Here is a 14111-nt window from a genome sequence, read left to right as displayed (position 1 = left end):
CAGCAGCAGTTCGCCCGCTCTGGCATCCAGCTGGCGATCGAGCAGCCAGCCTTTGTGATGAATCAGCGTCACTTCGCGTCCCTGGGCTCGCAGCGCCGCCGCCGCCTCAATACCGAGGAAACCGCCACCCAGCACCGCTACCGGGCCGTGGCCCGCCAGCAGCCGCTCAACGTCACTGATGCAGCGGAAACCGCTGACCTGCGGCCGATCGATGCCTGGAATAACTGGCAGGCGCGGCTGCGATCCGGTAGCGAACACCAGCCGGTCCCAGCCCAGCTGACGCTGGTCGGTCAGCACCGTACGGGCCGCCAGATTGACCTGCTGCACCGTTTCGCCCGCCAGCAGCGTCACGCCGTGCTGCTGATACCACGACGTTGCATGGATCAGGGTCTCGCTGAAGCGCATCTCACCCGCCAGCACCGGTGATAACAGCACGCGGTTGTAGTTGCCATGCGGCTCGCGGCCAATCACCGTGATGGCGTAACGCTGCGGCGCCCGTTGCAACAGGCTCTCGACCAGCTGCATCGCCGCCATGCCATTCCCTATTACCAGCAGCCGTTGCGTCATAATGCGATCCTCACGCCGCCGTGGTCTGTTTTTCATACAGAAAGTGCAGCACCTGCTGGCGCAGCTGGTGATAGCGCGGCTCATCGGCCAGCGCGACGCGTGAACGCGGACGCGGCAGATTGACCGGCAGGATCTCACCGACTCGCGCTGCCGGGCCGTTGGTCATCATCAGTACCCGATCGGACAACAGCACCGCCTCATCGACGTCATGGGTGATCAGCACGATGGTGGTGTTCAGCTCCTGCTGAATGCGCATCACGCTGTCCTGCAGGTGGGCGCGGGTCAAGGCGTCCAGCGCGCCAAACGGCTCATCCAGCAGCAGCACACGCGGCTTCATCGCCAGCGCCCGCGCGATGCCAACCCGCTGCTTCATGCCGCCGGAAATTTCACCCGGCCGCTTGTGCATCGCATGGCTCATCTGCACCCGATTCAGGTTGTGCTCAATCCAGTCCTGCATTTCCGCTTTACTCAGCCTGCCTTTAAACACCTGCTGTACCGCCAGCTCAACGTTCTGAAACGCCGTCAGCCACGGCAGCAGCGAATGGTTCTGAAACACCACCGCCCGCTCCGGCCCCGGACCGCCGATCTCACGGTTATCACACAGCAATACGCCGCTGCTGGGCCGGCTCAGCCCGGCAATCAGGTTCAGCAGCGTCGATTTTCCGCAGCCGGAATGGCCGATCAGACTCAGGGTTTCGCCTTCGTGAATATCAAACTGACGTTATCCAGTGCCAGGAATTCACCGCTGGCGGTATTGAAGCGCTGGCTGACCTGCTGGACGCGTATAATATGTGTCATGGTGAACTCCTTATTTATCCCAGCTAAAACGACGGACCAGCAGCATCAGGCCCTGCTCCAGCAACAGGCCGACGCCGCCGATAATCAGGATGGCGATCAGAATGTTTTCCACGTTGAGGTTGTTCCACTCATTCCAGATCCAGAAGCCGATACCGAGTCCGCCGGTCAGCATTTCAGCGGCGACAATCACCAGCCACGCAATGCCAATCGACAGGCGAACCCCGGTCAGCACGGCGGGCAGCACCGCCGGCAGCAGGATGCGGCGCATCACGGTCCACTCGGAAAGCTGCAGCACCCGCGCCACATTGAGATAATCCTGCGGAATGCGTTGTACCCCTTCGGCGGTGTTGATGATCATTGGCCAGATCGAACAGATGAAAATGGTCCAGCTGGCGGCAGGCTCAGCGCGCTGAAACAGCAGCAGGCCAATCGGCAGCCAGGCCAGCGGACTGACCGGGCGCAGCAAGGCGATAATTGGATTAAACATCCGCGCCATAAACAGAAAGCGACCGAGCAGAAAACCGGCAGGAATACCCACCAGGGCGGCCAGGCCGAAGCCGATAGCGACACGCTGCAGTGACGCCAGCACGTTCCAGCCGATACCCTGATCGTTGGGGCCATTGCTGTAAAACGGATCGGCAAACAGAATCTGCGCCGCCTGCCAGGTAGCGTACGGTGTTGGAAAAGCCGGCTCCGACAGCGCAGCGATTTGCCACACCAGCACCAGCAACAGCATCCCGCCAGCGACCGGAATAGCCCGCTGGATCAGCGGACGCAGGCGGGCCGGTCTGGCGGCGGCTTTCGGGGTAATCTGCAACGGGATCACGGTGGCACTGCTGTCGGTCTGCACCGGCTGCGCCAGGGCGCGCGCGTCAGTTTTCATGGCATCCTCTCTTAACGTTTGATGGCGAAACTGGCGGCATAGGCGGCAGGATTGCTGCCGTCCCACACTTTGCCGTCGATGAGGGTACTGCTGCGCATCTCTGTGGCGGGCAGTGCAATCTGGCCGACCGCACTGGCGGCCTGTTTATAGATGTCGATACGGTTAATCTGGCGCGCGACGGCCTGATAATCGGGATCGCGGGTCAGCAGCCCCCAGCGCTTCATCTGGGTCAGAAACCACATGCCGTCGGAGAGCCAGGGGAAACTGACGTTGCCGTCACCAAAGAAGCGCATCGGGTGCGCATCCTGCCACGACTGACCGAGCCCGTTCTGATACTGCCCCAGCATCCGTCCCTGCAACGTCTCAACTTTGGTATTGATCCAGGCGCGTCCGGCTAATACCTGGGCCGTTTCGCGGCGGTTATCGTCGGAGGCGTCAATCCAGCGGGCGGCGTCCAGTACCGCCGCCGTGAGGGCACGGGCGGTGTTGGGGTTCTCTTTGACCCACTGCGCACGGGTGCCGAGGATTTTCTCCGGATGTTCAGGCCAGATCTGCTGGCTGGTGGCGGCGGTAAAGCCGATGTTGTCGCTGATGGCACGCTGGTTCCACGGCTCACCGACGCAGAAGCCGCTCATGTTGCCAATTTTCATGTTCATCACCATCTGTGGCGGCGGCACAACCACAGTGCGCACATCCTCAAACGGGTTGATGCCGGCATTAGCCAGCCAGTAATAGAGCCACATGGCGTGGGTGCTGGTAGGAAAGGTGTGGGCGAAGGTCAGGCTGCCTTTGGCCTGGCTCTCCACCGCCTTTTTCAGGCTGGCCGCGTCGGTCACGCCGCTGGCTTTCAGCTGGTTCGACAGGGTGATCGCCTGGCCGTTGTGGTTGAGCGTCATCAGGTTAGCCATGTCGTGCTGCGGACCGGCCACCCCGAGCTGTAACGCGTAGATCATGCCGTATAACACGTGTGCCGCATCCAGTTCACCGGAAGTCAGTTTGTCGCGCACCGCCGCCCAGCTCGCCTCTTTACTGGCCTGAAGGCTCAGGCCATATTTTTTATCGAAGCCTTTAACGGACGCCATCACCACCGGCGCGCAGTCAGTGAGCGGAATAAAGCCGACCCGGACCCCGGCTTTTTCGGGTGCATCTGATCCCGCCGCCCAGACGGCATTGCGTAATCCCGGGATAACCCAGGCCGCACCCAGCGCGGCCCCGGAAATCAGTAACTGGCGTCGTGAGACTGGCATTTTGCTCATCATATTGCCCCTGAACAGGAATAAAAAAAGGCGTCCTCCGACATGCCGAAGCATGCGGATGGACGCCTTTATCCAAAGCACTGGCCCCACCGCCGTTGGCAGGAACAATGCGTACTGTCTGTAAGGTTAAGCAAACAGCATGCCAGAATCCCTGTCCACGCGCTATCAGGCCTCCTGCTTCAGGAGTGGTGGAAAAATAACCGTTTTTGCACTCCTCTGACGCAGCGTGCGCACAAGTGTTGTGCAGCTACCTCTTACGGGTTAAGCGCTGAGCGTCGCGGCGACGGCCAGCACCGCTTGTGCGATCTCCACGACCTTTTTATTCTGGTTCATGGCGCTTTTACGCAGTGCCTGCCAGGCCGCTTGTTCACTGAAACCGTGCTGCTGCATCAGCCAGTGCTTGGCCTGTTCAATGATCCGGCGCTCATCAAGTGACGCGCGCATGGCGGCCAGTTCATCAGCCTGCTGCTGCAAGCGCTGCTGCTGTTCGCCAATCAACGACAGTACCGAACGCCCAAGCTGCGGTGCCAGGCCATCACTGTCCAGCGTGGCCGCACCGGGTAGCCAGTCGGCACCGGAAACATAGAGCGCAAAACTGCTGTTTCCCTGCGCGGGGGTCAGCGGCAATGTCGCCTGGTCAATCGCGGTCCGGCAACGCCGCATCAGGGTCGCGGAGAGACCATCTTCGACCCTTTTCATCTGATCGAGCCGCTCAGAGAGCAGTGAAAACCAGTTCAGCGCGCCAGATTCTTCGCCGTTGCCGCCGGTGCAGGCGATGCGCCGTAGCCGCTCGATATCCCGGCTGGCCTGCGCCAGCGGCTGCCACTGGGCACAGGCTTCGGCATCGGCAAACTGGCTAAAGGTGGTGAAGCTCTGTTCCTGGGCGGCAATCAGCGCCACCATCTGGCTGCGCTGGTCGGCAGTGAACTGCCCGGCCGCAAAGCCAGCGGACCCAATGGCGCGCTCCTGTCCGGCCGGCTCTTTGCCCTGCATAAAGCTAAATAGTGCTATCAGGGCTCGGGAAATATCGGGATGGCTGGCAGTGTCTGCCGCTTCAAAGACCAGATTGAGTAAGGTACGGATCACCTGATTAAACGCCGCCATTGCTGTTACCTGAGTCAGCGTTTCTTCAGCGATCTGCTGTCGTAGCGCGGGCAGCTCGCTCAGCGCCTGCAACGCGGCGGCAATCAGGTGACAGAAGCGGCTGTAGCCCGGCTGCGCCACGGCGGGCGGTAGTGCCTGATAAAAGTGCTGCAGGCAGGTGCTGACATCCTGCTGACGGGCAAGCCGCTCAGTGCTAAACAGCCGCCCATGAGAACAGATCCAGATATTACTGGCCCCGCGTTCCCGCTGCAGCTGGTGAACCAGCTCACTGACCGCCGTAATCAGTTGTCCGGTCTGGAGCAACCGTTGCAGGCTGGCAATATCGCTTTCCCGTGATGCACGTAGCCAGGTCAGGGCGTCTCTCATTGCTCACCTCTTATCACCATAAAACATTTTTTAAGCAAAAGCCGTGCCGCTTTCGGCACCCTGGGGGGATGAGACGGACCCGGAAATTCCGATTTTGATAAGATTCTTAAGGCAAACGGATAAAATTTTCTGGTAATGAGTGATTAGAAAAAGTTAATAGTTTCACATTGAATTCAATGCGTGGCAGAATGCGCGACAACGTTCTCAACCAGTTTGCGTTCGCGATAATTCAGTTCGCTTTAACTATTGTAAAGCATGGCGCTTTTCCTGCGACCTGGCTTAGCGGTAAAGTGCCTGCTATCACGCATCGGCAGTCGGTGCAATGGTTTGAATTCTCAAAAGTCTTAGGTAGACTGAACACAGTACTATCCCGATGTAATCTGACCTTTTTTTGAATGTCAGAACGTTGGCCCACTCTGGTGCCAATGTTGGCCTTCCCCTGCGTCGGGCCAGGCAATATGCAGATACTTTGATGAGATCACGAGGAACATGGTGAAAAAGAGTCTTGCGTTAACACTGCTGGCGGTCCTTACCCTGGCAGGCTGTAAGGCCCCGCCGCCGCCCGTCACTGATGACACGCTGGTGACCAGCGAAATTAATGGCGTCAAACTGGTTCATCGGCACGCCGTTGCGCCGCCGACGGAATTTGAACCGGTCAACCAGACCTGGCGGGCGCTGTATGGTGCGTCAGTGATGACCACGCCCGATTACGGCGGCAAAGTGGTTCGCTATCTCGAAACGGGTAAACCGTTTGAAGTATTAGGCACGGTGGAAAATCACTGGCTGGCGATTGCTGACCAGGCTGACGGTCCGATGATCGGTTACGTCCCGTTAAAAGCGGGTGTGGAAAGCAGCCGTTATGATGCCACGGTGCTGAGCGATCGTCCCCGTCCCCGCAAAACGAAACAGGTCTGTGTCGCCGTTGGCGGTGCCAGTAAAGCGTGCCGCACTAACGATACCGCGACCTGGATCTTAGACTAAACATGAAATCCGGCGCATATTGCCCGCAGCACCGTCCTGGGCTGCGGGTTCAGGGATTTGCCATTGGCTGGAAGATCACGAATTAATGACTGTGGAATCCCCTGCGCGTGAGGTCACCCCCTCAGGCAATGAGAATCTATTACTTCAGGCTGCAGCACCACTGCTGAACGCGGTGGTGCAAATTCGTCAGTCAGCCACCCATGACGATCCCGCGGGCTTACGCCAGTCGCTTATTGATGAGATCCGCCTGTTCGAACAGCGTTGTAAACAGGCGGGTTTGCCGTTTGAGATGATTATCGGCGCACGCTACTGCGTCTGCAGTGCGCTGGATGAAGCGGCGGCGCAAACCCCGTGGGGGACGCGCGGCGTCTGGTCTGGCAACGGCATGCTGGTGACGTTCCACAATGAGAGCTGGGGCGGTGAGAAATTTTTTCAGCTGCTGTCGCGCATTTCACAAAGCCCGCAACAGCACCTCTGGCTACTGGAAGTAGTGCACTACTGCCTGCTACTGGGCTACGAAGGCCGCTATCGCGGCAGTGAAAATGGTCGCGCCCAGTGCGACAGCATCCGCAAGCGATTGAAAAGCCTGATTGACGAAACGCGTGCTCAGCGTCAGACGCCGCAGCCACCGCTGGTGGAGGTGCATCCGCTGGTCAGCACCCTCGCCCGCCCGATGGTGCCGCTGTGGGCCTGTGCGATGCTGGTGGCGCTGATTGGCTGCCTGATCTACAGCGGTCTCAACTGGAGACTGGGTAATGCCGCTGAGCCGCTGCTGCGCGCCATCTACCAGACCCCATTGCCGCAGATTACGGCTGGCCGTCGTCCCTCCTCACCGCAGGCGCTGCTCGATCTGCGCCAGCGTCTGAATGATGTGATTGCCGCCGGTCAGCTGGAAGTCAGCGACGGCGCCTTCGGCAGCAAAGTGATTATCCCGGCGGATAAGCTGTTCGCCGAACAGGGCACGGTGATCAATCCGGTGGGCCGCGCTCTGCTGGCTCGCGTCTCGACGGCAATGAAAAATGTGAAAGGCACCATTCTGGTCTCAGTGTTTACCGACGATCATCCGGTCGACAACAGCCGTTTTGCCTCCAGTTACGAATTTTCTTTCGCCCGCGCCCGCGCGGTCACCCAGTTGCTGCAGTCCCAGCTGGCGGATGGCCATACGGTGCGCTCAGAAGGTCGCGGCGACAGCGATCCGCTACTGCCGAATGACAGCAGCGAAAACCGGACCCGTAACCGCCGCGTTGAAATCACCCTGTTTGCCGCGCCCGAAACGCTCAGTAATCATCAAGGAGCACAATAATGCGCGCTTCCGTTCGTCTGTTTTTGACGCATCGATTGTTGTGGAGCTTTATCGGCGTCACGGCGCTGAGCTGTCTGGTCTGGATGCTCGGTCCGCTCTGGTCGTGGGGCGAATCGCGCCCGCTGGAGCCGATTCTGCCGCGGCAGCTCACCGTCAGTGCGCTCTATTTTCTGTGGATCCTGTTTCAACTGATCCCCTCACTCTATCGAGCCTGGTTTAACAGCCGGTTACTGACCCAGCTGCAGGCCTCCGGCAGTGACGACCCGGCTGAACGCCAGGTCACCGAGGAGTTGCTCAACCAGCGCTTCAGCGATGCGGCCATGCAGCTCAAACGGACCCAGTTTGGCCGTCGTCATGCTGGTGGTCTGCTGACGCGGTTCAATTCAAACTACCTTTATCAGCTGCCGTGGTATCTGGTGATGGGCGCGCCGGGCGCCGGGAAAACCACCGCCCTGCTGAATGCCGGTCTGAATTTTCCGCTGACCGACACGCTGGGTAAAAATGCGATTCGCGGCGTGGGCGGCACCCGGAACTGCGACTGGTGGTTTACCGACAGTGCGGTGCTGATTGATACCGCGGGCCGTTACGCCCTGCAGGAGAGCCAGCGTGCGCGCGACGCCGCCGAGTGGCACAGCTTTATTAACCTGCTTAAACGTTACCGCACCCGTCAGCCGATTAACGGCGTGATCATGACCATCAGCGTCGCCGATCTGTTGAGTGACTCCGCTGAGGCGCGCTTTGCACAGGCCAGCGCGCTGCGTGAACGCATGGCAGAACTGCATCAGCAGACCGGCATCCATTTCCCGGTTTATGTGATGGTGACCAAAACCGACTTGCTGAAAGGCTTTATGAGCTATTTCGGTTCGGTGGAAAAAGCGAAGCGTGATGCTATCTGGGGTTTCACTTTTAACTGGGACCTCGGTAAGCCGCATAAGGGTGACTGGCATCGCCATTTCGGTCAGCAGTTTCAGCGGCTGGAGCAGCAGTTACAGCAGCAGCTGGATGACCAGATGACGCAGGAGCGTGATCTCAATGAGCGAGCTGAATGCTTCCTGTTCCCGCAGGAGTTTGCCTCGCTGCGTCCGCTGCTGAATGAGTACCTCGACATCGTCTTTTCCGATCATCAGGATGCGGTTGCCTGGAGTCCGCGCGGCCTGTTCTTCACCAGCGGTACGCAGGAAGGCCTGCCTTTTGACCGGGTGATGGGCGAGCTGAGCCGAAAACTGCAGCTGCGCCCGGCGGGTGACCATTCGATCGCCGCGTGGGACAGCGTTAACCGCAACAGCCCGATTCCGGGTAACAAAGGTCAGAGCTTCTTTATTCGCGATTTGCTGAGCGATCTGATCTTCAAAGAGAGCGGACTGGCCGGCAGCAATCGACGCTGGGAATACCGTAATCAGCTGTTCCACTGGATTGGCTACGGCGTACTGGCCGGTGCCCTGCTGATTATGTCGAGTCTGTGGGGCATCAGTTACTACCAGAATCAGCACTACCTGAATCAGGTTGAGGCGCGGATACCGGCTATTCGTGAGCAGAGCCAGCAGGTCATTCATCAGCCTGCTGATAATATTTTTGATCTGCTACCCTTTCTTAATAGCCTGGTGAAACTGCCGCTGTCTGACCGTTTTTCTCTCGATAATCCGCCGCTTACTATGCGGATTGGCTTATATCGCGGGACCCAGGTCAGCGATGCGGCCTGGGCGCTTTATCAAAATGCGCTTAAGTCTTTACTGCTGCCGCGCGTGGCTCAGCAGATTACCAATATTCTGCGTAATGACCCAGGCGATGATAACGCGTATAGCCGCAATGCTCTGCGCGCCTATCAGATGCTCTATCAACCGCGTAATTACGATGGTGAATTTTTGCGTGCCTGGCTGCTGCAAAACTTACAGCATGCGCTGCCCGACACGGTCAGTACCCGCGACCTTCAGCAGCTCGACTGGCACCTGAGTCAGTTGCTGGATCAGCAGATTCAGTCGTCGCCCTATGCGCGTGATAATGCACTGATGATGCGCAAACTTGCGGATAATCTGAAAATTGCGGGGCAATCAGGCCCTGTGCTGGCGGTAACGCCCTCGCACTCTGCACAGCGGTTGACCCTGCATAGCGAGTAATGGTGAGGTGAATATGGCTGCTTATACTGCCCCCGGCTGGTATGGCAAGCTGCCGTCTACCGGCGACTTTCTGCACCATCGGCTGAGCGAGCAACAGATCACCCCGTGGAACCACTGGTTCCAGCAGGGATTACTGCACTGGCATCAGCAGGACGACGCGGTGACCGCGAACTTTTTGCGCGCGCCGGTATGGAATTTTGTCTTACCGATTACCCCGACCCGACAACAGGTGCAGATGGGCTGTTTACTTCCCTCCTGTGATCGCGTCGGACGTGCCTGGCCGCTGCTTGCGCTGCACACTTTTCCGATCAGCCAGTGGCATCCGGCGCAGCTGACCATTTCCGGCGACTGGTTTCAGGACCTGGGCGCAACGCTGCTGCGTGCGGTACAGACGCCGCTTAATGGCGAGCAGCTTGAGCATCAAATCCAGGCGCTGCCGCCGCTGCTGGTGCCCGCCAGGCAGCCTTCAGATATTATGGATGTGATCGGGTTTCAGGATTTGCCCTGCACGCTGAGCTGGCGTGAAGTGGCTGAACGTTTCGATCCCCAGCAGCATATGAGCTACTGGTGGAGTAACCGCAGTGATGGTTTTGTCCACGCGACCCATAAGCACAGCGGCAACCTCACAGCACAACTGTTTTCGTTACTGTTTAACCCGGCGGCAGGTGCACAGCCGGGACGTAATGGCCTCTACCCACCGATGTTTGAGTAGGGCCGGTTGCGTTTGCCGTTCAATCTGGGATAACTCATGCAATTTACCATTGTGCAATGCACTACGGATGTTCCGGTTAAAACCGTCGTGTTTCAACCGCCTGGTGGCACCATTGGCCGCAGTCAGGACAACGATCTGGTGCTGCCTGATGAGTCGCGTACCATTTCGCGTCTGCAGGCGCTGGTCCATTTGTCCCACGACGGCGAGTGCCGCCTGACGAATCAGGGCAGCGTGACGCCGGTGGAGCATAACGGCATCACGCTCGGTCGCGGGATGCAGGTGTTGCTTAAGCATGGCGATGCGTTACGCATCGGTGACTATGTGCTGAACGTACGCGATCCCGCCTGCCAGCGCGAACAGAGCGATCCCCTTGCGCTGTTTGCCAGTAACAGCGACCACCCGGCCAATCCGTTAGGCATTCACGAACACCACGAGGTTGAGGATCGCCTGCTGGTAAATGAAACTGCGCCGGTGCGACACGAGCGTCATAATGATGCGCGGCTGGCGATAGAACCGCAGGTCAACGAGCCGCATCGTGCACTCTCCTCCCAGCCGCAGGATCAGGATAAGCTGATTGCCGCGCTGCTGGACGGCATGGGTCTGAGCAACGGCCACGCCACGCCCATTGATGAAGAACAGATGCGCATTACCGGCCGGATGCTGAGCCTGTTTTCGCAGGGTACGGTAGCGCTGCTGTCGTCGCGCTCCATCCTCAAGCGCGGGGTAAAAGCGGACATGACGATGATTCTTAATGAGGCCAATAATCCCTTTAAGATCCTGCCATCTGGTAAAACCGTGCTGATGCAGATGTACCAGAGTCAGATGCCGGGCTTTATGCCGCCCGAACAGGCGGTACGCGATGCGCTGGTTGACCTGCAGGCGCATCAGTTGGGGATGATTGCCGGTATCCGCGCCATCATTGCGGCAATGCTGCAGTCGTTTAATCCGGCCCGGCTGGAAGAGCAGGCCCGTGCCGACGGCGTCCTGCCAAAACTGCCGTTCACCAGCACCAAAAAGGCGGCGCTGTGGGATTACTTTACCCGCAACTATCAGCGTACCGCCGGCGAAATTGAAGATGATTTCCATACCCTGTTTGGCGAAGCGTTCCTGCATGCCTATGACATGGAGGTCAATCAGTACAAAGATTCACAGACGCGGGTAGATGAAGCATGAAGATTGTGTTTGCCAGCCGCTGCCAGCAAGGCCTGCGCGATGATAATCAGGATCGCACCGGTGCCGAGCTGGACGAACGCCGGGCCTGTTTTTTGGTCTGTGACGGCGTCGCTGGGTTGCCCGGCGGCGAGATGGCGGCGCAACTGGTACGTGACAGCCTGATTAGCCAGCTACAGCATTGCGAGCACTTTACCCCTGACTTTACCCGTCGGGCGATCGAGCAGTGCCGGATTGCATTGCATGAGGCACAGGGAAAGAATCCTAAATTTGCACGCATGAGCACCACCCTTGCAGCGCTGTTTATTGACCGTCAGAAACAGCGCGCATGGTGGGCGCACGCAGGTGATAGCCGGGTTTACCACTTCCGCCGCGGGGTGCTGCATGAGGTGACCCGTGACCACAGCCTGGCCCAGCAACTGAAAGAAGCGGGCTATGAAAATACCGGCATTAACAGTAATTTACTCTATAATGCGCTCGGCGCTGAACCGCCGCGTGCAGTCAGTTTTTCGCAGGAGATTGCGCTGGAAGATGGTGACGCGTTTCTGGTCTGCACCGATGGATTCTGGCTTAACCTGACCACCGGTGAAATGGAACAGGCACTGCGCATGGTCAACGCCTGCGAAGAGTGGCTGGCACTGATGGAACAGGCGGTGAGCCGCAACGTGAAAAAGATAATCTCAGCGCACTGGCGGTCTGGATTGGTGAGCCGGAAGAAGCGACATTGCTCTATTCACTGGCTGATTCGGCGCGCTTTCTGCCGCCTCGTTTTTGATTCCAAGGATCCTTATGAAACTGTGGTTGCCCGGCATCGCCACCTTACTGATCGCCTTTCATGCCCAGGCAGAAAATTATCGTGTGGTCTATTCGCCCAGCCTGGCGCTGGAAGTTTACATCGATAATGTGGTGAGCAAAGCGCCCGACGACTGGTGCAAAGAGACCTTGCCGCTGCGCATTGTCTCCGGCAAAAGTAAGGATTCGGCGGTGCTGACCACTTTTTTACCCCGCGTCGGCACCCTGCTGGCTAACCAGTGCGGCTTGCTGGATGTCATGCCGTGGCAGATGACCGACAAAGAGGGCGGCGTATTAGCCAGCGGCAGCGCCAGCAAGTTACAGAACTGGCGGCCGATTGTGATGGCGGACGCCACGGCCAGCGCCAGCGCAAGTAATGCCGCCCCGCTCGATCTGTCACGTCCGGCCAACAGCACGCCGCTGCAACACTTTGACCTGCCCAGCGGCTGCCATTTCCGTACCGCCTGGGATGACAATGCCCAGACAATGTTTATCCCGGATGTCAGCAAGCAGCAGTGCTCGCCCGACGGCTGGGTCGAAGGCAAAAGTGAACTGACGCTGGCCACGCCGGATCATCCGACGCCAGTGGCGGTGACCTTTTATCAGGGCTATCCGATCGCCAATCTGGCCATCCCGGACAGCAAACTGGAGGTCATTGCGGCGAATAATCAGCGCATGATCGTGACCCGTTCAGAGGCGCCCGATAGCTGGCTGGTCCTGCCGTTTGATAGTCGGCAGCATGTCTGGCGCTTTAATGGAACCTTGTTGATTAAGATGGATAAAAATGCTGCGCAGCAGGACGCTGACGCTGTGAAATCGCGGGTTGAGACTTTGCGCGGCCAATGGACGCCGCATTTCATGCCACAGCAAAAAGTGAATGTGTTACTCATCGACACCCTGCACGCGGATCTGGTTGATCCTGCCATTGGTGCCTGGCGTAACATCAATTAATTACCGCGCAGCCTGGCGAGCAGGCCGTGTTCAGAGAGTTCACTATGTCGGCAAATGATAATCAGAAAACGGTTCCGAATGCCCTGCCAGACGGATACCGCTTCAACGAGTTTGAGATCAAGGAAGTGATTGGCGGCGGCGGTTTCGGCATCGTTTATCGTGCGTGGGATCACCAGCTGGAACGCACCATCGCCATTAAAGAGTACATGCCGGTTTCGCTGGCGGTGCGTGCGGCGGATTTGACACTGGAACTGCGCGGCGAGCGCTTCCAGAAACTGTTTAACGCCGGGCTGAACAGTTTTATCCAGGAAGCGCGTCTGCTGGCCCGCTTCAACCACCCCGGCCTGCTGCACGTGTTGCGCTTCTGGGAGCAGAATGGCACCGCCTATATGGGCACGCTTTACTACAGCGGCATGACGCTGAAAGAGTGGCAGCTCACCAGCCCGGAGCCGATTTCCGAAGCCTGGATTCGTCGTCTGCTGCCGCCGCTGCTGGGCGCCATCAGCACCATTCATCAGGCCGGCTATCTGCATCGTGATATCTCACTGGATAATATCCAGATTCAGGAAAACCAGCTGCCGGTGCTGCTGGATTTCGGCTCGGCGCGCAAAGAGATTGGTAATCTCTCCGATGAAACCGAAATCATGCTGAAGCCCGGTTTCGCACCGATTGAGCAGTACAGCGAAGAGGGAGAGGTTGAACAGGGTCCGTGGACCGATATCTACGCACTCGGTGCCGTGCTGCACAGTCTGATCACCGGTAATCCACCGCCGGTCAGCGTGGTGCGCTGCATTGAAGATAACTATCAGCCGCTGGTTGAACGCCAGCCAGAAGGGTACTCCCTGCCGCTGCTGCATGCGATTGACTGCGCGCTGGCGATGAAGCCGGGCGATCGTCCGCAAACCATTGATGCGTTTGCGGCGCTGATTGATCTGCCGGTCAGTGACGTTGAAGCGGTGGTTAACAGTTTCCCGGTGCCGGGCGAGAGTCCTGCCGCCGTGGAAGAGGAGCCGGTCGAGACGCCAGCCCCGGTGATCATGGCGGTGAATCACGGTGCCGCCGCCGCCGAGCCGGTTACGCCGCGTACCGTACGCCGGCTGTCGCCGGGATTGCT

At 58.6% G+C, this 14111-nt stretch carries 11 protein-coding genes and 2 pseudogenes; 8 read left to right on the top strand and 5 right to left on the bottom strand.

The window, feature by feature from the left end; translation table 11 throughout:
* From HA41_RS18505 to HA41_RS18485, 5 genes and pseudogenes are all read right to left on the bottom strand, one after another.
* Window positions 1-567 (bottom strand): NAD(P)/FAD-dependent oxidoreductase (locus HA41_RS18505; protein ID WP_143807367.1); only part of this gene is annotated, 567 nt, incomplete at its 3' end.
* 10 nt (window positions 568-577) lie between these two features.
* Window positions 578-1365 (bottom strand): annotated as a pseudogene (locus tag HA41_RS18500) (ABC transporter ATP-binding protein).
* Window positions 1366-1375: 10 nt separating this feature from the next.
* Window positions 1376-2248 carry a nitrate ABC transporter permease gene (gene ntrB, locus HA41_RS18495; RefSeq protein ID WP_094121990.1) on the bottom strand — a complete coding sequence of 291 codons (873 nt, stop codon included), beginning with the start codon at window positions 2246-2248 and terminating at the stop codon, window positions 1376-1378.
* Window positions 2249-2259: 11 nt separating this feature from the next.
* Window positions 2260-3504 (bottom strand): CmpA/NrtA family ABC transporter substrate-binding protein, encoded by a 1245-nt coding sequence (locus HA41_RS18490; RefSeq protein ID WP_094121989.1) that lies wholly within the window; start codon window positions 3502-3504, stop codon window positions 2260-2262.
* 261 nt (window positions 3505-3765) lie between these two features.
* Entirely contained in the window at window positions 3766-4974 is a 1209-nt protein-coding gene (locus tag HA41_RS18485) for a nitrate regulatory protein (protein WP_094121988.1), read from the bottom strand.
* 489 nt (window positions 4975-5463) lie between these two features.
* On the opposite strand from HA41_RS18485, the gene HA41_RS18480 reads away from it, so the two are divergent.
* The 8 genes and pseudogenes from HA41_RS18480 to HA41_RS18445 all read left to right on the top strand — a co-directional run.
* The gene (locus tag HA41_RS18480; RefSeq protein WP_208612778.1) at window positions 5464-5955 is read left to right on the top strand and encodes an SH3 domain-containing protein; all 492 of its coding nucleotides are present in this window, start codon (window positions 5464-5466) and stop codon (window positions 5953-5955) included.
* Between the two features lie 85 nt (window positions 5956-6040).
* Window positions 6041-7258 (top strand): type IVB secretion system protein IcmH/DotU, encoded by a 1218-nt coding sequence (icmH, locus tag HA41_RS18475; RefSeq protein ID WP_094121987.1) that lies wholly within the window; start codon window positions 6041-6043, stop codon window positions 7256-7258.
* Complete coding sequence (tssM, locus tag HA41_RS18470) at window positions 7258-9372, top strand: type VI secretion system membrane subunit TssM (protein ID WP_094121986.1); 2115 nt, start codon at window positions 7258-7260, stop codon at window positions 9370-9372. The genes icmH and tssM overlap by 1 nt, the downstream gene beginning before the upstream one ends.
* Before the next feature lie 13 nt (window positions 9373-9385).
* On the top strand, window positions 9386-10084 hold the full coding sequence (gene tagF, locus HA41_RS18465) for a type VI secretion system-associated protein TagF (RefSeq protein WP_094121985.1): 699 nt from the start codon (window positions 9386-9388) through the stop codon (window positions 10082-10084).
* Between the two features lie 36 nt (window positions 10085-10120).
* Window positions 10121-11257: a type VI secretion system-associated FHA domain protein TagH gene (gene tagH / locus HA41_RS18460; RefSeq protein ID WP_094121984.1), complete on the top strand. Its 1137-nt coding sequence runs from the start codon at window positions 10121-10123 to the stop codon at window positions 11255-11257.
* Window positions 11254-12029: pseudogene (locus HA41_RS18455) on the top strand (PP2C family protein-serine/threonine phosphatase). The gene tagH and the pseudogene HA41_RS18455 overlap by 4 nt, the downstream one beginning before the upstream one ends.
* A gap of 14 nt (window positions 12030-12043) precedes the next feature.
* On the top strand, window positions 12044-12997 hold the full coding sequence (locus tag HA41_RS18450) for a hypothetical protein (protein ID WP_094121983.1): 954 nt from the start codon (window positions 12044-12046) through the stop codon (window positions 12995-12997).
* 44 nt (window positions 12998-13041) lie between these two features.
* Window positions 13042-14111: serine/threonine protein kinase (locus HA41_RS18445; RefSeq protein WP_094121982.1), on the top strand; the 1070-nt coding region annotated here is incomplete at its 3' end.

Origin of the sequence: Pantoea conspicua, assembly GCF_002095315.1 — a bacterium.
Lineage (GTDB): Bacteria > Pseudomonadota > Gammaproteobacteria > Enterobacterales > Enterobacteriaceae > Pantoea > Pantoea conspicua.
This window is presented reverse-complemented; position numbering and strand designations above follow the sequence as displayed.